Below are 18,725 nucleotides of genomic sequence, written 5' to 3'. Positions count from 1 at the left end.
CGCTTTTCCGCGCAAACGGCCGACGGGGCTCAGACCGGGACGGCCCTGCAGCGGATAAGCCGCGTTTTTTGGGCGTCCGACCCGGTCTATGCCCTACTTTTGCGCTTTAAATTGTTTGCCTTCTATGACTAAAGGACCCGTATCGCAGTTCATCACCCACCACTACCGCCACTTCAACGCCGCCGCCCTTGTGGACGCGGCCAAAGGTTACGAAACGCACCTGCTGGAAGGCGGCAAGATGATGGTGACGCTGGCCGGCGCCATGAGCACCGCGGAACTGGGCATCTCCCTCGCCGAGATGATCCGCCAGGACAAGATCCACATCATCTCCTGCACCGGCGCCAACCTCGAGGAAGACATCATGAACCTCGTGGCCCACGACCACTACGAGCGTATTCCCAATTGGCGCGACCTGACACCCCAACAGGAGTGGGACCTGCTCGAGCGCGGCCTCAACCGCGTCACCGACACCTGCATCCCCGAGGAAGAGGCCTTCCGCCGCATCCAGAAGCACATCGCCAAGCTGTGGCACGATGCCGACGCTTCCGGCGAGCGCAAGTTCCCGCATGAATACATGTACGACCTGCTCAACAGCGGCGTCATGAAAGAATATTACCAGATCGACCCGAAGAACTCCTGGATGATCGCCGCGGCTGAGAAGAACCTGCCCATCGTGGTGGGCGGCTGGGAAGACAGCACCATGGGCAACATCTTCGCTTCGTACGTATATAAAAACGAGATCAAGGCCTCGACCATGAAGAGCGGCATCGAGTACATGGTGTGGCTCGCAGAGTACTACAAGCAGCAATCGGGCGGCAAGGGCATCGGCTTCTTCCAGGTGGGCGGCGGCATCGCCGGCGACTTCCCCATCTGCGTGGTGCCGATGATGTACCAGGACCTCGAAATGCACGAGATCCCCTTCTGGAGCTACTTCTGCCAGATCTCCGACTCCACCACCTCGTACGGCTCCTATTCGGGTGCCCACCCCAACGAGAAGATCACCTGGGGCAAGCTCGACATCCACACACCGAAGTTCATCATCGAAAGCGACGCAACGATCGTGGCACCGCTGGTGTTCGCCTACGTACTGGGCTGGTAACGGCCCCTGTCTTCTGTGCAGGCTACCTGATTAAACAAAAAGACCCCGCCTACGGCGGGGTCTTTTTCATATAGAAAGCTTTTGTCAGTGGTCGCCCATAAAGGGCCCGATCAGGAGTACGGCCAACACCACGAAGAACTGGAGGATGGATTTCATAGATGTGTGTTTGTATGGTAGCATCGAAAGTAAAACCATGCCATACCCATCCATGTTTCGGTTTGTTAATGATGGTTAAAACATGCCTGCGCTACGTCCCGATCTGCCGCCTGGCAGCTTCGGCTTCGCGGGCGCTCTTCCAGCCGGCAATGAGTAGCCCGGCCAGCAAGCCCTTCATCAGCAGGCCGGAGAGGAGACTGCTCCACCCGTAGCGGTAAAACTGGTAGCCGAAGATGGCCAGCACCAGCACCGTGACGGTAATGATCGCAGGCAGTGGATGGGCGAGCGCCCAGAAGCCGATCGCGAGCAGCAGCCCCGGCACCAGCAGGCTGGCCAGCAGCGCGGGCCCGGTAAGCAGGTTTGCCATGCCCAGGGCCAGCAGGTCGGCCGCCAGGAATGCAAGGGCGATAAACCAGATACGGTTGCGCGTTCTCCGGCGCTCGGTGTTCCAGATATGTTCTTGTACTTCGCGGTTCCCTTCCATGTATTCGGTCAGGATATGCTGTTCGGGCTCATTCATATGCAGTGGTTTGAAGCAGGAAGATAGGAAAAGGCTTCCTTGCGGGAAGCCTTTCGAACTTTTCATGAAAAAATCAGCTTAGCGCATGCGCGTGCTGGGCAGCGGCTTGTCGCGCTTCAGCATCGCTTTGCGGTTGGCCATCTCCCAGGCGGTGTAGAACACCAGCTGGGCACGGCGCGCCATGAGCGCGTAGTTGATCTTGTCGGGCGTGTCGGTGGGTTTGTGGTAGTCGGCGCCGAGCATGCCGTCGTAGTAGAAAATGATCGGGACGCCTTTGCGGGCGAAGTTGTAGTGGTCGCTGCGGAAGTAGATCTGGTTCGGATCTTTCGGATCGTTGAACTTGTAATCGAGCTGCATCTTCACGTACTTCTTGTTCACGCTTTCACTGATGGGGCGCAGGTCGGAGCTCACCTTGTCGTCGCCCACCACGAACACGTAGTTGAGCGTGTCCACGTTGCCCGCCGCGTCTTTGCGCGTAGCGTCGCCGCGGCCGATCATGTCGATGTTGAGGTCAGCAGTGGTTTTGTCGAGCGGGAAGATGGGGTGCTCGGAATAATACTGCGAGCCCCAGAGGCCTTTCTCTTCGCCGCTCACGGTCATGAACACCATCGTGCGGCGGGGTCCGCGGCCGGCCTTCTTGGCCAGGGAGAATGCTTCGGCCATTTCCAGCACGCCGGTGGTGCCCGAACCGTCGTCGTCGGCGCCGTAGAAGATGATGCTGTCGCCGCGCTTGCCGAGGTGATCGTAGTGCGCGGTCACGAACAGGTATTCGTCCTTGAGGTCGGTGCCGGGCAGCACGCCGATGACGTTGCTGCTTTCGAGTGTGCGGGTTTGCTTGGCGATGTCGAGCAGCACGTTGGCGGTAAACTCACGATTGGTCAGCGTTCCGTTCTGCGCGCTGTCGTAAGAAGCGCCGAGGATGGCGCGGCCCACGGCTTCAGACACCGAGAACGTCTGCGGCGCAATGGAGCGACGGAAGCCCGAGAGCGACATGTTGCCGCGGGTGTTGGTAGCGGTCTTGCGCGGAAAGTCTTTGTTGATCAGCAGGATGGCGGCGGCGCCATTGCGGCTGGCGGCATCGAGCTTGGCAAAGCTGGTCACGCTGCGTGTGCCGCTGGGAGCTGCGTTGCCCCAGGCGATCACGAGGCGTCCGCGCACGTTGAGGCCCTTGTAGTCGCTCGACGTGGAGTCGTCGGCACCAGCGCCCACGAACACGGCCTCGGAAAAGCGGTAGGTGGCGTTGGTCAGCGTGCCGAGGTTCTGGAAGTTGAAATCCTTGTCGAGCAGGAACGGTGTTCCGTTCACTTCCACAACGGCGCGCAGCAGGGAATCCTGGTACACCGGGTACACCTGCTGGTAGGAACCGTTGTTGCCCGGCTCGAGTCCGAGGCTGCGGAAGTAGTTCTCGATGTAGGCTGCGGCCTTCTTCTGGCCGGGCGTGGCGGTTTCGCGGCCTTCCATCTCCGGACCGGCCAGCGTAAAGAGGTGCTTGCGCATATCGGCCTCATTGATCGTGGCCGCAAACAGCTTTGGGTTCGCACTTTTCTGCGCCGTGCCCGCGAGGCCGGCGAGCAAAGCAGTGGCTAAGAGCATTCGTTTCATAGGTTGGAAATATACAGCGGAAAATAATGTGCTGATGTGCTAATGTGCTGGTCTGCTAATACTTGTTTGTTACCGGCAGTTAATGTGCCGGCCTGCTCCCGCGATAATTTGCAAACACCGCTTCTCTACCAACACATGAATAGCGAACGCCCGGCATTCGGCTGGGCGTTCGTTTATTAGCACATTGGCAAACTAGCAGATTAGCAGGCGATCTTATTGACGCGGTTCTCGTGCCGTCCGCCTTCGAAGGGTGTTTCGAGGAAAAGGCCGGCGATGTGTTTGGCCGTTTCGAGCGTCACGAAGCGGGAAGGAATGCAGATGATGTTGGCGGCATTGTGCTGACGTGCGAGCGACGCAAGCTGGTCTTCCCAGGCGATGGCCGCGCGGATGCCGGCGTGCTTGTTGGCCGTAATGGCCACACCGTTTGCGGAGCCGCAAACGAGGATGCCGGCCGCTGCTTCACCGCTCTCAACGGCGGAAGCTACGGGATGTGCGAAGTCGGGGTAATCAACCGAGTCGGGGCTGTCCGTTCCGAAGTCGGTCACCTGGAGGCCTTTGTCGCGCAGCCATTGAACGAGCTGCTGCTTGTATTCAAAACCGGCGTGATCGGCGCCGATGGCGATGGGTTTCGAAAGGTCGAAAAGAGGAGCGTGCATAGCAAGGGTTTGAGCGATAAAGGTAGGAACGAGGAGGTGGATTACTTGAATAATAGAATACATGATTACGGGACTACCTGAGGGAAGGCGTTCACCATGACAGGGGTGCATCCCCCAAGTAATCTATTATTCATGTACTCAAGTAATCAAGTATTTCCCTCGGCGTCCGCCCCTCACCCCTCTTAACTCCACTCTTTCGGCTTCTTGTGCTTATCCACCCGGCGCGCCAGCAGGATCGACACTTCGTACAGCAGCAGCAGCGGCAGCGCCACGGTGAGCTGGCTTACGATGTCGGGGCCGGGGGTGATGATGGCGGCGATGATGAAGATGATGATGATGGAGTACTTCCGCACCTTGCGCAGGTAGGTGGCGTTCACCACGCCGACCTTGGCGAGGAAGTAAATCACCAGCGGCATCTGGAAGGCCAGGCCAGAGCCCAGCACCAGCGGGATCATCGTATCGATGTAGCTCGCCACGGTCCAGCGGTTTTCGATGTTGTCATCGAGCTGGAAGGAGGCGAAGAATTTGATGGTATAGGGCGCAATGACGAAGTAGCCGAACGCCACGCCAATGAAGAAGAGTACCGATACCCAGAAGATCACGCCGCCGGTGTTGCTGCGTTCCTTTTCGGTGAGCGCCGGCCGCACGAAGCGCCAGAACTCAAAAAAGATGTAGGGAAAGGCGATGATGACGCCGCCGATGAAGCAGACGGTAAAGAACATGCTGAACTGCGTGCTCACCCCCGTGCTTTGCATTTTGATGGAAAGCCCCTCCATGCAAAGCGACTTGCCTACGTGCAGCGCCTCCCCGATGCGGCACAGGATACCGTAGGTCGGGAATTCGGCGTGCGTAGGGCCCAGCAGCACGTCGTGAATGAAAAAACGGTTGAAGATGCCGACCACGATAGCGCCTACCAGTGCCGCGATGACACTGCGGAACAGCGTACCCCGCAGCACATCCAGGTGCTCGATAAACGACATTTCCGATCGGTTCGGATCTCCCCCTCTTTTGAACAGATTCAACAGCGCCATGCCAGAGTTAAAAGTGCGGCAAAGATAACCGGGAGGAAGTTAGGAAGTCGGAAGTCCGACGTCGGAACTGTTATCCCGGCGTTATTCAGCCGCCTTACTTACGGATTTTCCCGCTGGCCGGACTTCCGACTTCCCGCTCCCGCGTTAATTACTTGGTTTCGAGGGCTTTTTTGATCAGGTACACCAGGTTATTCCGGTGCGCGCGCGTTTCGGCATCGGGGGCCGGGGCGGCGGCCTGGCGGGCATGGATTCGCTGCACGGCATCGAGGGCGGCGGCACCGGCCACGGCGTCGTATTGGCTGTAGCGGTCGGCTACGATCTCCAGCAGCAGGCGCGTGTATTCGGTTTGCAGGTTCTGGCGGTATACGTTCACCGCCCCGTTGAGGTCCGCGGCGAAGATGCCGCTTTCGAGGTCTGCCAACAGGTCGGCCACAGAGTAGCGGTTGCCATACAGGCGGCTGTTGGTGAGGCGCTGCAGCGTAGCCGGGTGCAGCAGGTGCGCGAGGGCGCCGTTGTATTGCTGCGCCAGTGCGGCGCTGGTAGCCTTGTAGTCGTCGCCGTAGGGATTCTGGTTAAAGCCGCGGCGCTGCGGCTGCAGGTAGGGCAGCAAGGCGGTGTCGGCCAGCCAGGCGTCAGGGGCAAACACGTATTTGTTCAGCACGCTGACGGCTCTTTTCTGCAGTGCCAGCGGCACGGGCGTAAAGGGGCGCGTGGCCGAATGCTGGTCGGGGAAGCTGCGGTCTACATACACACCGCCCACGTAGCGGCTCACCGCGCCGATCATCTGCTGGCGCTGCCCTTGCAAGGCGGCATAGCGTACCCGCAGTTCGGCCCAGCTCTGGCCGGGCTTGTTGTAACGCTGCACCAGTCCGGGTAGCAGGCTCCGCAGCAACTGAAGGCGCTCGGCGGCATAGCCCACGGCATCGCTGCTCAGGTCGTCTACGTTGGCGCGCGGATCCATGCCCTTGCCGGGCGAGCGCATGTCGTCGGCGTCATTGCCGAAGGCCAGCTTCGGATCAGTGCTCCGGGCCAGCAGGGCGGCGGTGCCGGCCGCTTCGGCAGCGCTGTCGGCATAAGGGGTATAACCAAAGGCGATGGCCCAGTCGTCGTAAGGACCTTCTTTGGTAGTGTAATAGTCGCCCTGTTTTTTCGGGTCCCGCGCGATGTTGACGGCCGGGTAGTCCATCACCGAGCCGAGCAGTCCCCATTGGTGGGTCAGGGCCGTATCGTTCAGCTGCGCCGGCGACCAGAGCTGCGAGCCTTTCATGTTGTGGTTGAGGCCGAAGGTGTGTCCGAGCTCGTGCATCACGAGGTAGGTCAGGAACTGGCGGTGCAGGCGGCTGAGTTCGTCCGCTCCACCACCGGCTGCTTCGAGGGCGGTGCCGCCAGCCACGAATTGGGACTTCAGCTCATCGGCGAGGCTGCACAGGGCATAGTTACTCCCGGCAGTTTCGATGTTGTGCGCAGCCGTTCCCGTGTGTGCGCCGGTCAGCAATTCTTCGAGCACGGGAGCGGCCGAGCCGGTGAACCATTCAATGGTCACGTCGGCGCCGAGGATCTGGCCCGTGCGCGGGTTGCTGGTATATTGCCCGATGGCGCCGTAGGGTGGCTGTGCAGAAGACACCCAGCGCACCACGTTGTAGCGCAGGTCCGAAGGATCCCAGCTGGCGCTGTCGGGCATCTCCTCCACGTGGATGGCGTCTTTGAAGCCGGCGCCTTCGAAAGCTTTATTCCACTGCAGGATAGCGGCCCGCACGATGGGGCGGTAGGCCACCGGCGTGGTGTTTTCGATCCAGAACGTGATCGGCTCCACCGGCTCACTGAGTGCGGCGGCGGGATCTTTTTTCACCAGGTGCCAGCGGTCGATCACGTCGCGGAAGGGTGTGGCGCTGATGCTTGTCTGGTCGTTCACCTGGTGGGCGAAATACCCCACGCGCGGATCGTCGCGGCGGGGGCGGTAGTCGTTTTGGGGCAGCTCGATAAAGCTGTGCTGCAGGCGTACGCGCACGTAACGCGGGTCGGCGATGTCGCGGCCGGGCGCGGCGGCGGCGTTGGGATTATCGTAGGCCAGGTCCACCACCACGTCGGTATTGCCGGGGAAGGCTTTGAGGGCTACGTATTTTGATTTGAAAGGGTTGAGGTTGCCCAGCGAGAAGGAGGCCGGCCCGAACAGGTTGACCACTACCGGCGGCTTCACGGGGTCGAAGCGTTCGCCGAGAAAAAGGCCGTCGGCGGCCACGAGGTAGCCGGTGGAATCTTCGCCGATGATCCGCTCGGAAAGCAGCACGGCCTCGGGCTTGTCCACGTCCTTCGTGCGGCTGATCGGATTAGCCGGATCGTAATAAAAGGCGGTGTTGACGCGGCTGATCTCGATGCGGTCGTAGGCTTTTTCGATGCGGAAGATGAAGTTGGAGCGGTAGATGCTCTGGTTGAGCAGCAGCGCCGTGGGACCGCTGAGCGCAAAGCTCTGGTAGATGAATTCCTTACCCAACTGCGTTTTGCGGATGTAAAGATTCACCCCGCCGTTGGTCGTATCCTGGTAAAAGGTAAAGAGCCCTTCGCTGCGGCGGGCGCCCTTCGTTTTGTCGGCCAGCGGCCAGGCCGGTTTTTTCGCCCGGACACTGTCGCCGCCAAAAACCGGCAGGGCTGCCGGCGCCTTGCCGGGGTTCTGCGCAGAAGCGGTCACACAGAGCAAAGCCACTACGAAAGCAGTCAGGAGGGTCCGGGGAAGGTGCAGCATACACCGTGAAATTACAACCCTCCGGAGACAAGGATTTGTGAAAATGACAACCGGCAATACAGAAAGAACGCAGATCCCGCAAGCGGGATGCGCAGATCTTTTATGATGTGTTATGATTTGCTGACGCACATTTTATACCTGCGCTAATCGTAGAAATCATAATAAACCTGCGTTCTTTCTCTACGGGATGCTCACTTCAGCACCCGCAGCTTCACCATCTCGATCCGGGTGTCGCCAACGTTGAGGATGTCAAACTCGTAGTTGTGGATGATGATCCGCTCCTTTTGCTTGGGGATCGTTTCGTGGTGGTTGATGATGTAGCCCGAGAGGGTTTCCGACTCCTCATCTTCGGGGAAGGAAAGGTCGAACTTGTCGCAGAGGTAGTCGAGCTCGAGGCGGCCGGAGAGGATGTACTCGTTCTCGGAGATGCGACGCTCCACGAACTCTTCGGAGTCGTATTCATCCTGGATCTCGCCGAAGATCTCTTCAAGCACGTCTTCCATCGTCACGATGCCGGCGGTGCCGCCGAATTCATCCACCACCCAGGCGATGCTCTTGCCTTCGCGGGTAAACTTATTGATAAGGTCGGTGGCGCTCATGCTTTCGGGCACCGCTGGGATGGGCAGCAGGATGTCCTGGATGGCGCGCGGGCTCTTGAAAAGATCGAGCTGGTGCACGTAGCCCACGATGTGGTCGATGTTCCCTTCGAACACCACGAGCTTGCTCAGCTTCGTTTCCACGAGCTTCTGGCGTACCTCCTCGATGGGACATTTCATTTCTACCGCAATGATCTCCTTACGGGGCACGAGGCACTGGCGGATCTTCGTCTTGGGCAGCTCCAGGGCATTTTCAAAGAGCTCGGTGTTGACGTCCTCGGGCTCGTAGTCGTCGTTGCTTTGCTGGAACAGCGTATCGAAGTCGCTCCCGCTGAACACGTCCTTCTTTTCGTCCACGCGCACGTTGAAAATGTATTTGAGTACCCACTCGGAGAGGTTCACGAACAGTGAGGCAAGCGGCTGCAGCAGTTTGTAAAACAGGTTCACCACCCACACGAGCCGCGACAGGATGATGTTGCTTTTGGCGCGGAAGAAGGCCTTCGGGATAAACTCGCCGAACACCAGCACGAGAAAGGTGCCGAGGGCGATGTCGACAATATTGCGGAGGGTGGCGAAGCGCTCGCCGTGTAGGCGGGCGAGGGTCCACAGCACGTCGGTAACGCGGATGAACTCAATGACGAAGCACACCAGCGAGATCGTAAAGCCGATGACCATCACGCTCACGAAGATCTCGGGCGTCTGGATGAAGCGCGACAGCAGCTGCGCGCCCGGGCGGCCCTGCTTTTTCTTCAGCTCCACGCCAAAGCGGTTGACGCTGTAAAAGGCCATTTCAATCCCGGAAAAGAACGCCATCATCAGGATGGTCACGAAAAACCAAATGACAACGGAAGTGTCGATCATGGAATAAAGATAGGGAGGGCTGTTTACTTGAACGTCACCTGCCGCAGTATCGTTCCGCCCATCGGCACGAGCTCCAGCGATACGGCCGTGCCGCTTTGCGGGTCGATGGCGCCGATGCGGAAGCGCAGCGGCCCTGCCGGCACGAGGCGCGGGGCCGCGTAGCGATACAGCGCCGGCCGCTCCGCCCGGTAGTGCAGGTCGCGGTAGCCGGGCAGCGGGAAGGTCTTCGTTACGCTGCTGTCGGCGGCGATGGGGTGGGCCAGCACCAGCGGTCCGTAGGTAAAGTAGTGCGCGCCCTGCACGTCGGTGGCCACGGCGCCCTCGGGCTCCAGCTCCAGGCGCAGTTGCTCCTTCGCCTTCCAGGCGCGGCGTACCACGAGGTAGCCATTCACCTCGGTGTAAGGCACGTTCAATCGTACCTCCTTCGCCCAGGCCGGCTTGCGGATCTTCAGCACGAAGCCCGGCCTGGCCCCTTCCAAAGTATAGTTCAGGGTGTAGCCGTAGGGATATCCGGTTTCGGTACGAATGGTCACCGGCTTCCCTTTCCAGGTGGCCTGCACGGTGGCGGGGCCGAGCAGCGTCGCCACGAGCCCTTCTGCATCCTGGGCCCACATGTATTGCACGTAGTACGGCGCGATGCGGCCGGCATTGGGCACGCAGCACACCGCCGCGTCCTGGTGCACGGGCGAATACTTGTAGCGCACCTGCTGCTTATTCGACGTATCGCCGTTGAGGCCACCGGTCATGGCGTAGGAATCATCGGTCTTGAGGTACGCGATCGACGACTCGTGCGGATGCCGGGCGCCCTGCGCCGCGTTGAAGAAGATCCGCTCCACCGCATCGCCCCACCGGGCTTCCCCCGACTTCAGCAGCAGCTCGCTGTAGCTGTGCTGCAGCTCCTGGAGCGAGCAATATTCGTAGCCGCGCTTCGTGGCATCGGCCGTTCCGCCACCGATCCATTCGTCGCCGATAGGCCCGCCGGAAGGCACGGTGCAGCGCGCGATCTTTTGCAGGAAGCCGTCGAGCGCAGCGCGCAGGGCGGGATTGCCCGATGCATAGTAGGCCGCGGCTACCGGGCGTAAATGCTCGTAGGTGTGCACGCCATGCCCCTTCAGCGGCAGGGATGCATTCACCAACTTTTGATATTGCGCGTCTTCGTTGAGCGTGGCCGCGGAAAAGTCGCGGTAAAGGAACAGCGCGTAGTCGCGGTAGGCAGATCGCCCGGTAATGCGGGCCAGGCTCTCGAGCACGTCGGTGAACATGAGCCCGTGCGACAGCCCGCCCACGTTGGGGTTGACCGAATGAAAAGGGTGCGCCGAACCGGCCGGCCATGCGTTCATGGTCGCCGCCACGGCGCGCTCCACGGCGCGAAGCACACGGCGCTCACCGGTGGCTTCATACCAGCCAAGGAGGCCGCGCAGCAGGGTCGCCTGGGCCCACAGCTCGCCGTTCTCATTGTCGAAGCGGTAACGCAGTGCCGGTGCATAAATGCCGAGGTAGCCGTCGGCGTCCTGCGTGGCGAGGATGCGGTCCACGTAGGTGCGAAGGCGGCGCAGGTGGGCGCTGTCGCGCAGCAGCAGCGCGCTGCGGATGTAGCCATCGCGCCAGTTGCTTTGCGTTTCGGAGTTCCACCAGAGAAACTGCACCTGCCAGTCGCCGCCTTCGCCCACGGCGCCCACGTCTTTGCTCTTCACTTTCGGTGTGAGCCGGTCGCGGCCGTAGATGTCGTCTTTGACAATAAGGTCGGGCACGAGCGCATCGAGGTGACCGGTGTAGCCGTCGAGGTTCTGGCGCACCTGGGCCTTCAGCCAGCCTTCGGGGCGCACGGCGCCGAAGGGCAGCGGCCGGAGCTTCTCGGCCACCGGCTTCAGCTTTTGAAACGGCTCCTGCGCCGCTGCAACAGAAGCAGCCAGCAGCACTACGGGAAGCACAAGGGAAAGGAAGGGTTTCATAGGGACTATTTTTCGGGAGCGGTCTGCGCCTGCCAGAGGTCCTGCATCTGCTCCAGGGTCTTGTTACGGGTTTCGGGAACGAAGCGTCGTACAAAAATAAAGGCCCCCACGCAGAGCACGGCAAACAGCAGGAAGGGCGCCGCACCGTGAAAGCGTTCGTTCAAAGCCTTCGATCCGGTGAGTAGCGGAAAGGTCTGGCTCACGGCGAAGTTGGCCGCCCATTGTATAAATACGGCAATGGAGAGGGCGAGGCTGCGCACGCTGTTGGGAAAGATCTCCGACAGCAACACCCACACCACGGGCCCCCAGGAAATGGAAAACGAGGCCATGAACAGCAGCAGGAACGGCAGCAGCCAGCCCGAAACCGAACCCGTATAAGCGGCTGCGCCTACCACGGCCAGCGCCAGCAGCATGCCGCCTGTTCCGGCCAAAAGCAGGGGCCGGCGCCCTACGCGGTCAACGAGAAAGATCGAGATGATGGTGAACACCAGGTTGATGACACCGAGGTAGCTTGTTTCGAGCAGCGACGCATTCGCCGAGGAACCGAAGCTCTTGAAGATCTCGGGCGCATAATACAGGATGGCGTTGATGCCCGTTACCTGCTGAAACACCGACAGGCCGATGCCTGTCCACAGCGCGCGGCGCAGGTGCGGCTGCATCAGCGAGCGCCAGGAGGCGTCGCTGCGCTGCGTGAGCGAGCCGCTGATCTCCGCGGCGATGAGGGTGGCGGCGGCAGGTTGATGAAAGCGTTCCAGCACGCGCTGCGCCCGCTCCCCGCGGCCGCGCATCAGCAGCCAGCGCGGACTTTCGGGCACCACCAGCACCAGCGCGCCGTAGAGCAGCGCGGGGATGGCTTCGGAAGCGAACATCCAGCGCCAGCCCACGGTATGGTTCCATTCGTCGCTACCCTGCAGGGCGATGTAATAATTCACGAAGTAAACAACCACGATCCCGATCACGATGGCGAGCTGGTTGTAGGCCACGAGTGCGCCGCGCTTGTCGGCCGGCGCGATCTCGGCAATGTACATCGGCACCACCATCGAGGCGAGGCCGACGCCGATGCCGCCCACGATACGGAACCATACAAATACGGCAAAAGATTCCGGCAGCGCCGTACCGATGGAGCCGGCGAGGAAGAGCAGTGCCGCCAGGGCCATACTCGCCTTGCGGCCGAGGCGCGTGCTGCAGGGATCGGCACCCAGCGCGCCGGCGAGGCAGCCCACCAGCGCCGAAGAGATCGCCCAGCCCACTTCGGCGGGACTCAGTGAAAAGTAGTGCGACAGCGAACCGATGGCGCCGGAAATGACGGCCGTGTCGTAGCCGAACAGGAGGCCGCCGATGGCGGCGATGAGAGCAACGAGGCGAAGGTGGAGCGAGGCGTTCATAGAACCTTGGGTTGAAACGTGTAGCGAAGGTGGTCTTTCATGCGGATGTTAATCTGGTATTGGTCGGCAAGCGGTGCGCCGCTATAGGGTTGCAGGGGCATATAGGGCGCCGGGCCTGCTTCGGGTGTAATGGTAAAGTGCTTCCTGCCGCGGGCCTCAGCATCCTGAAGCACGGCGCGCCACCAGCTGCCGTAGCGGGCGAGCGCAGCGCTCCACTCGGGTGCGAAGGGGTCGGCAGCTTGTGGTCCCTGCGCGCCACCAACGCGGGCGTGCAGGTGTTGCACAAAAGGAAACACATGCGCCAGCGCTTCCTCCTGGTCTTCGAGCAGGCTCTCCGATACGGTGCAGAAGTGGCTGAAATCGCCCGTAAGACGCAGCGCCGGGAAGCGTTCCAGGTACGGCAGCAGGCCGGCCAGGTGAAACGAGAAGCGGCCGCGGTGGATCTCATGGAACAACGGGATGCCGCTATCGGCAGCGATCGCGTCGGCGGCTGCGATGATGCGGCAATTGTCTTCAAATGAATAATGGTCCTTGCCTGTATGCGCGTTGATCGCGTCGGGGCGCAGCGCCAACAGGAAGCGCAGGCGCTCTTCGTAGCGGCGTTGAAACGCTTCCGGTATTTCTACGGATGCTCCCGGCACGAGCTGCGCGATGAAGGCGAAGCCGGGGCGCTCCGCACGGATGGCCGCAAGGGCTTCTGCGAACTGCTCCGTGAAGCCGGGGCTGTCGGGGAAGTTGATCTCCACGCCATCGTAGCCTTCGGCCAGCGCGCCGTCAAGAAATGCCTGGGCGCCGAGTGCTTCGCGGCCCCAGTAAGGACAAAGGATCTTCAGTTCCATCAGGCTTCGTAGAGTACGGGGTTGATGGGCGATTTGATGATCTCTCCGATCTGCGCGCCGGGGCACCAGGTGGCCCAGTCGTGGGCCTGGTTGTCGTTCTCGGGCGCCTTCAGCCGCATGTCGCGGTCCATATAGATGATCGTCATCACGCGGCGCATGTCGGGTGTCTGATTGGCGCCGGCGCGGTGAAACACCCAGCCGGAGTGAAAGGAAATTTCCCCCACATCGAAAGGCTCCACCACGTGCTGGAAGTCGGTCACACGAAGGCGCTTCTGCATCACGGTCTCGCTTTCGTCGCCGATGGCGAGCTCGCGGCCCTCCACGATCACGTGCGAGCCGGCGCTGAATTCGAGCGGCCCCATCTCCAGCGGCGTGGCCTGCAGCGGGATCCAGGCCGTCACCGTGCGGTCGGTTTCGAGCGGCCAGTAATACTGGTCGGCATGCCAGGGCGTGATACCGCCGCCGCCTTCCTTGAACAGTGCCTGGTCGTGGTAGAGGCGCACACCTTCCACCTGCATCAGCGCTGCGGCGATGCCGCCGAGACGCTTGCTGAATACCAGCTCGCGCACGAGCTCGTCTTCGAGCCACAGGTTGAACAGCTGCAGGAATGCCTTGCCATAAGTATCGCGTTCCTCGAGCGGCTTGTCCACGGTGTTCATCTGGCGCACGCGCTCCGAAATGATCTCGTTGAAGAGCCGTACCGTAGCGGGGTCGAATACCTGTTTGAGTTTGATGAAGCGGTTGCGGTCGTAGAAGTCCACCTGCTCAGGCGTTAGCGTATAGGGTTCGTGCAGGGCGGCTCGTATGGAATCGGGAAGGGCAAGCATGGGCGCGTTTTGTGCAAACCTAGCCCCTCCGGCCGGCAGGCGCCGGTACGTTGCTGCCCAATACCGGCACTATATTGACCAACGAAGGTAGCCCGCGCCCACCGCTCATCGTATATTGTGCCGGTATGCGCGCGGCATTTGAAGAGATCAGCAGCAAAAAAGGCAATGCCTCCTTCGTGGCCTACGACCTGAAGGTGCCGGCCTTTCCGTTCAAGTGGCACTACCATCCCGAGTACGAGCTCACGCTCATCACCCGCGGGTCGGGGAAGCGCCTGGTGGGCGATTCGTACGAGCCCTTCGCCGCCGGCGACCTCGTGCTCATCGGCCCCAACCTGCCGCATACCTGGACCAGCGACCGCCCCCTGCGCGGCGGATCTACAGCCGTAGTCATACAGTTTTCGGAAAGCTTCGCCGGCGACTTCCTTCACTGGCCCGAAGCGGCTGGTGTAGCGGCACTACTCGAAGGGTCGGCGGCGGGACTGCACTTCCCCGCCCGTGCGAGTCGCGCCCTGGCGGAGCTGGTAACGGCCCTGCCCGCCCGCACGGGCATGGCGCGGGTGACGGCACTGCTGGAGATCCTGGGCGGTTTGTCGCGCCTCCGGAGTATGCCGCTGGCTTCGGCCTGGTTTGACGCCGCCCGTGGCTCCAAGGAAACGGAGCGCCGCATCAACAAGGTGTGCCAGCACATACAGAAAGCGTCGGCCCGCCCGCTGCCGCTGGCCGAGGCGGCCGCGTTGCTGCACCTGTCGCCGAGCGCCTTCTGCCGCTTCTTCAAACGCGTCACGGGCAAGACCTTCTCCGACTACCTCAACGACGTACGCACGGGCCACGCCTGCAGCCTCCTCACCGGCACCGACAAATCGATCGCCGAGATCGCCTTTGCCACCGGCTTTGAAAGCCTGACGTATTTCAACCGGGTGTTCCGCAAAAAGAAAGGACTATCGCCGAGGGAATATAGAGCGAGGATGCAGGAGTTGGGAAAAGAGGGGTGATTACATGAATACATGAGCAAATGATTACATGAGGTCAGAAATTCATCCCTCCCATCAAACCTCATGTACTCATGTAATCATGTAGTCATTTACTCTGCCCTTCCCCTATAAACGCCAGCACGGCTTCTTCCGCCTCTTTACACGCCTGCTCCAGGTCGTGATTCACGATGATTTTGTGGAAGTGGTGCTTGAACGAGATCTCGTAGGCGGCCTTGTTGATCCGCGCCTGGATGGAGTCGGGGCTTTCGGTGCCGCGGCCGGTGAGGCGGCGCTGCAGTTCCTCGATGGAGGGCGGCTCGATGAACAGGGAGAGGATGTTTTCGGGGTATTGCTGCTGGATGTGGATGGCGCCCTTCACGTCGATATCGAGCAGGGGCGTCTTGCCTTCGCTCCAGATGCGGCGCATCTCGCTTTTGAGCGTGCCGTAGTATTTGCCTTCGTACACCATCTCCCACTCCATGAATTCGTTTTTGTGGATGCGGTCCTGGAATTCGGCGACGCTCATGAAGTGGTAGTCGTGCCCGTTCTGCTCGGTGCCGCGCGGCTGCCTGGTAGCCGCCGATATGGAGAAGGCGAGGCGCCCGGGATATTTGCCCAGCAGGTAGCGGGTGATGGAGGTCTTGCCCGCGCCGGAGGGAGCGGTGAGGATGATGATCTTTCCGAAATCGGCGGACATGCGACGGGCGTTTAGTGCGCGGCGAAGATACGCGTTCGTCGCCGGGAGCAGCACAGGGCACCTATGCCCGGCATGCCGGAGGCATGCGCGTTTCACAACCCGGGATGAAATCCCCGGGAAACGAAACGACGCCACCCCGCATGCCGGAGGCATGCACGTTTCACAACCCGGGATGAAATCCCGGGCTGCTTACGCGACGGCAGCTTCCGGCATGCATCGAAACCTATGGCCGTTACAGCCCGGCATGTTATGCCGGGCTGTAAAGCGCGCATGCCTCCGGCATGCCAACCGTGCATGGCATACGACATGGCTGCCGCGATCATGCAGCACCCCGGTGTGCGGAATGATGAAATCATCATCCGGCCCCGTGAAAAATCCCGGATTTCGCTGTTGAAAAACACATGGCTATCGTTTCACCGTTCCGGAATTTCACAGACCAAAACGTGATCTATGTCCGACACCTGCATCCGTGCTCATTTTCACATGGTCTATGCGGTAAAATACCGCGCAGCGCTCATTGCTCCGGCCTGGCAGGGGCGCTTACACCAATACAGCATCGGACTTATTGAAGAACATGGTCACGACGTGCTCGCCCTCAACAGCATGCCCGACCATCTGCACGTGTTGCTTCGGTACAACATCAATGAAACCATTCCTCACCTCATGCAGCACCTCAAGCGCGACACCTCGCGCTGGATCAACGCGCAGGGGTTTGTGCGCGGCAAATTCGCCTGGCAAGTCGGTTACGGGGGCTTTGTGGTGGAACCATTCCGCATCGACACGGTGGTCAAGTACATCCGCAACCAGGAAGAGCACCATCGGAAGAAGACGATGCGGCAGGAGATAAAATTGCTGGTGGAGCGCGAAGGAATTCCGTACGACCCCCGGTATGGCTTCCAGGAACCGGAATGACCGCGCCCCCATCGCGCATGCCTCCGGCATGCACCGGGCCGCGTTGCCTGCGTACGCCCGGCAAAATATGCCGGGCTGCAAAACGCGCATGCCTCCGGCATGCTTCTGCCCCCGGACAGATAGAGGCCGCCTGCGACTGGGCCCTGGCACGGATCCGCGTACCGGAGGCAGGCACCGTACACCCCCCCGCCTAACCCCGGGCTGCCCGACGGGACGACACCCCCCGGCATGCCGGAGGCATGCGCGCTTCACAACCCGGGATGAAATCCCGGGAAACGAAACGACGGATGGCAAATCCCCCCGCATGCCGGAGGCATGCACGCTTCACAACCCGGGATGAAATCCCCGGGGGCGGATGGCATCGATGCATGCCAGAGGCATGCGCGCCGTGGGAGGGGCCGCATAAACCGTGTGCGGCGCAGGGCACATTTGCAGTAAGGCGGGACAAAAAAATACCCCGCTCATCACGGGGTATCTAAACCAAAAACTATCTACCTGATGACACATCAAGCTTCGTTCACCGCTTCCTTCTTCGGCCTCGATGCGGGGTCGATCAGTTTGCGGGCTTCCTTGTATTCAAAATAGAATTCCGGGTGTTTGGATTTGTAAAACGCAGCGTTCCGGTCCATCCGCTTTTTGAGGCCGTCGTTGGTTTGTGCAATGAGTTTCTTCAACTCGTTGGTCTGCGTGCTGCGGGCCGTGGTGGTTTTGCGCGGCGCATCTTTTTCTTCCTTGAAAAGGCCCAGGGCAGCAGTGAAGCCGGTGATTGATTCGTCGGTGATCCCGTTTTCGGCACCGCCGGCAAGGGCCGTGTGGGCATCTTCCGCAATGAGGGTACACACCGCGTGCAGGCGGGCATCGGAGAGCTTGTCCAGCTTCGGCTCCGTCCAGGTGTTGCGGGCTTCCATGTCGGCAAGCCCTTCTTCGTTGGCCCAGCCCGCTGCCAGGGAGCTCAGCACGGCACCGGTGGCGCAAATGATCTCGCGCGTCGTCTTTTTGGCGCCGCCGCCCTGCTGGTTCTTTTGCTGGCGCAGCACCGCCGCATCGATGCGGTTCACCTGCCCATTCAGCCACAAAACTGCCTTTTGAAACGCCGGGCTGAGTGCAACCAGGGCCTGATTTTCTTTGCAAAACAAGAGAATGGCGCCGTACATGGCGATGTAACGGTTTTGAACTTTGGTCATCACTTTTAAATTTTAGCGTTAAAAAATAAAAGTGTTTTTAAGGTAGCAGTCGGTTTCAAAGGGGGCGGAAGACAAGACCAATATAACTCATCTTTCGGAAAAAACAAATGGGTAGCTTTCCGCGCCAGCAGACCCGCCCCTGGTTCCGACAGTTGCTTCCGCGACGACGACAGATGCCTCCGCGCCGACGGGCCATGCTTCCGCGAGTACGAGAGATGGCTCCGCGGCAACGAGAGATGCTTCCGCGGCGACGATAGATGCTTCCGCGGCAACGATAGATGCCTCCGCGGCGGCGATAGATGGCTCCGCGGGTCCAACAGCAGGCTCCGCGGCGACGTTAGCGGCCTCCGCGGGTCCATTAGATGCTTCCGCGGCGACAATAGCGTGTTCCGCGGCTACAACAGCATTTTGCTTTTGATTATCAACCGATTGCAGGTTGGGGTAGGTCTCGGCCCGTTCGCCGTGCCGCCCTTCGCTGCGCCGTCGCGTGCCCCCCGTGCCTGCGCGGTCCGGCTCTCCTCGGAAATAGGCGATCATCGCGGACGAAAATACCCCGCCGATCGCCCGTTCCGGTGCCCCGGAAGCGAACGCCGGGCCTGCCGGCCCGGCGTTACCCGTTAGTGCTTGTTGCGCGGGTCATCGGCTGGATTGATGTAGGTGATGGCGAAGGGCCCCATACCGTGCACCTGCACGACGG

The 18,725-nt window shown here is 60.8% G+C and carries 15 protein-coding genes; 3 read left to right on the top strand and 12 right to left on the bottom strand.

Translation table 11 applies throughout. The annotated features are described in order from the left end of the window. Positions 1-124: 124 nt before the first annotated feature. The gene (locus E0486_RS16190; RefSeq protein ID WP_131853679.1) at positions 125-1,099 is read left to right on the top strand and encodes a deoxyhypusine synthase family protein; all 975 of its coding nucleotides are present in this window, start codon (positions 125-127) and stop codon (positions 1,097-1,099) included. Positions 1,100-1,346: 247 nt separating this feature from the next. On the opposite strand, the gene E0486_RS16185 is transcribed toward E0486_RS16190, so the two are convergent. From E0486_RS16185 to E0486_RS16140, 10 genes are all read right to left on the bottom strand, one after another. Further along, a complete protein-coding gene (locus E0486_RS16185; protein ID WP_131853677.1) occupies positions 1,347-1,775 on the bottom strand; it encodes a hypothetical protein in 429 nt (142 codons plus the stop codon). Positions 1,776-1,853: 78 nt separating this feature from the next. Next, positions 1,854-3,377: a M28 family peptidase gene (locus E0486_RS16180; protein ID WP_131853675.1), complete on the bottom strand. Its 1,524-nt coding sequence runs from the start codon at positions 3,375-3,377 to the stop codon at positions 1,854-1,856. Positions 3,378-3,577: 200 nt separating this feature from the next. Continuing rightward, entirely contained in the window at positions 3,578-4,033 is a 456-nt protein-coding gene (gene rpiB / locus E0486_RS16175) for a ribose 5-phosphate isomerase B (protein WP_131853673.1), read from the bottom strand. Positions 4,034-4,215: 182 nt separating this feature from the next. Continuing rightward, positions 4,216-5,064, bottom strand: a complete 849-nt coding sequence (gene tatC, locus E0486_RS16170) for a twin-arginine translocase subunit TatC (protein WP_131853671.1) — start codon at positions 5,062-5,064, stop codon at positions 4,216-4,218. Positions 5,065-5,212: 148 nt separating this feature from the next. Next, on the bottom strand, positions 5,213-7,804 hold the full coding sequence (locus E0486_RS16165; RefSeq protein ID WP_131853669.1) for a zinc-dependent metalloprotease: 2,592 nt from the start codon (positions 7,802-7,804) through the stop codon (positions 5,213-5,215). A gap of 191 nt (positions 7,805-7,995) precedes the next feature. Further along, on the bottom strand, positions 7,996-9,261 hold the full coding sequence (locus E0486_RS16160; protein WP_207906278.1) for a hemolysin family protein: 1,266 nt from the start codon (positions 9,259-9,261) through the stop codon (positions 7,996-7,998). A gap of 23 nt (positions 9,262-9,284) precedes the next feature. Beyond that, entirely contained in the window at positions 9,285-11,213 is a 1,929-nt protein-coding gene (locus E0486_RS16155; protein ID WP_131853667.1) for a beta-L-arabinofuranosidase domain-containing protein, read from the bottom strand. A 5-nt stretch (positions 11,214-11,218) separates the two neighbouring features. Further along, positions 11,219-12,598: a sugar porter family MFS transporter gene (locus E0486_RS16150; protein ID WP_131853665.1), complete on the bottom strand. Its 1,380-nt coding sequence runs from the start codon at positions 12,596-12,598 to the stop codon at positions 11,219-11,221. Next, positions 12,595-13,437 (bottom strand): sugar phosphate isomerase/epimerase, encoded by an 843-nt coding sequence (locus E0486_RS16145; RefSeq protein WP_131853663.1) that lies wholly within the window; start codon positions 13,435-13,437, stop codon positions 12,595-12,597. Before E0486_RS16145 ends, E0486_RS16150 begins: the two co-directional genes overlap by 4 nt. Next, the gene (locus tag E0486_RS16140) at positions 13,437-14,264 is read right to left on the bottom strand and encodes a phytanoyl-CoA dioxygenase family protein (RefSeq protein WP_131853660.1); all 828 of its coding nucleotides are present in this window, start codon (positions 14,262-14,264) and stop codon (positions 13,437-13,439) included. Before E0486_RS16140 ends, E0486_RS16145 begins: the two co-directional genes overlap by 1 nt. 125 nt (positions 14,265-14,389) lie before the next feature. On the opposite strand from E0486_RS16140, the gene E0486_RS16135 reads away from it, so the two are divergent. Then, on the top strand, positions 14,390-15,256 hold the full coding sequence (locus tag E0486_RS16135; RefSeq protein ID WP_131853658.1) for an AraC family transcriptional regulator: 867 nt from the start codon (positions 14,390-14,392) through the stop codon (positions 15,254-15,256). Between the two features lie 85 nt (positions 15,257-15,341). Here E0486_RS16135 and gmk read toward each other — a convergent pair whose 3' ends face one another. Beyond that, positions 15,342-15,932 carry a guanylate kinase gene (gene gmk / locus E0486_RS16130; protein WP_131853656.1) on the bottom strand — a complete coding sequence of 197 codons (591 nt, stop codon included), beginning with the start codon at positions 15,930-15,932 and terminating at the stop codon, positions 15,342-15,344. Between the two features lie 450 nt (positions 15,933-16,382). Here gmk and tnpA point away from each other — a divergent pair, with 450 nt between their 5' ends. After that, the gene (gene tnpA, locus E0486_RS16125) at positions 16,383-16,844 is read left to right on the top strand and encodes an IS200/IS605 family transposase (protein WP_131853654.1); all 462 of its coding nucleotides are present in this window, start codon (positions 16,383-16,385) and stop codon (positions 16,842-16,844) included. Between the two features lie 506 nt (positions 16,845-17,350). On the opposite strand, the gene E0486_RS16120 is transcribed toward tnpA, so the two are convergent. Next, positions 17,351-18,028 carry a hypothetical protein gene (locus E0486_RS16120; RefSeq protein WP_131853652.1) on the bottom strand — a complete coding sequence of 226 codons (678 nt, stop codon included), beginning with the start codon at positions 18,026-18,028 and terminating at the stop codon, positions 17,351-17,353. Positions 18,029-18,725 lie beyond the last annotated feature (697 nt).

The sequence above is a fragment of the Flaviaesturariibacter aridisoli genome, from assembly GCF_004343705.1.
Taxonomy (GTDB): Bacteria; Bacteroidota; Bacteroidia; order Chitinophagales; family Chitinophagaceae; genus Flavisolibacter; species Flavisolibacter aridisoli.
This window is presented reverse-complemented; position numbering and strand designations above follow the sequence as displayed.

Bases quoted from the DNA above. Each gene is read 5' to 3' on its own strand.
- E0486_RS16190 (WP_131853679.1), top strand. From the start codon at position 125: ATGACTAAAGGACCCGTATCGCAGTTCATCACCCACCACTACCGCCAC.
- E0486_RS16185 (WP_131853677.1), bottom strand. From the start codon at position 1,775: ATGAATGAGCCCGAACAGCATATCCTGACCGAATACATGGAAGGGAAC.
- E0486_RS16180 (WP_131853675.1), bottom strand. From the start codon at position 3,377: ATGAAACGAATGCTCTTAGCCACTGCTTTGCTCGCCGGCCTCGCGGGC.
- rpiB (WP_131853673.1), bottom strand. From the start codon at position 4,033: ATGCACGCTCCTCTTTTCGACCTTTCGAAACCCATCGCCATCGGCGCC.
- tatC (WP_131853671.1), bottom strand. From the start codon at position 5,064: ATGGCGCTGTTGAATCTGTTCAAAAGAGGGGGAGATCCGAACCGATCG.
- E0486_RS16165 (WP_131853669.1), bottom strand. From the start codon at position 7,804: ATGCTGCACCTTCCCCGGACCCTCCTGACTGCTTTCGTAGTGGCTTTG.
- E0486_RS16160 (WP_207906278.1), bottom strand. From the start codon at position 9,261: ATGATCGACACTTCCGTTGTCATTTGGTTTTTCGTGACCATCCTGATG.
- E0486_RS16155 (WP_131853667.1), bottom strand. From the start codon at position 11,213: ATGAAACCCTTCCTTTCCCTTGTGCTTCCCGTAGTGCTGCTGGCTGCT.
- E0486_RS16150 (WP_131853665.1), bottom strand. From the start codon at position 12,598: ATGAACGCCTCGCTCCACCTTCGCCTCGTTGCTCTCATCGCCGCCATC.
- E0486_RS16145 (WP_131853663.1), bottom strand. From the start codon at position 13,437: ATGGAACTGAAGATCCTTTGTCCTTACTGGGGCCGCGAAGCACTCGGC.
- E0486_RS16140 (WP_131853660.1), bottom strand. From the start codon at position 14,264: ATGCTTGCCCTTCCCGATTCCATACGAGCCGCCCTGCACGAACCCTAT.
- E0486_RS16135 (WP_131853658.1), top strand. From the start codon at position 14,390: ATGCGCGCGGCATTTGAAGAGATCAGCAGCAAAAAAGGCAATGCCTCC.
- gmk (WP_131853656.1), bottom strand. From the start codon at position 15,932: ATGTCCGCCGATTTCGGAAAGATCATCATCCTCACCGCTCCCTCCGGC.
- tnpA (WP_131853654.1), top strand. From the start codon at position 16,383: ATGTCCGACACCTGCATCCGTGCTCATTTTCACATGGTCTATGCGGTA.
- E0486_RS16120 (WP_131853652.1), bottom strand. From the start codon at position 18,028: ATGACCAAAGTTCAAAACCGTTACATCGCCATGTACGGCGCCATTCTC.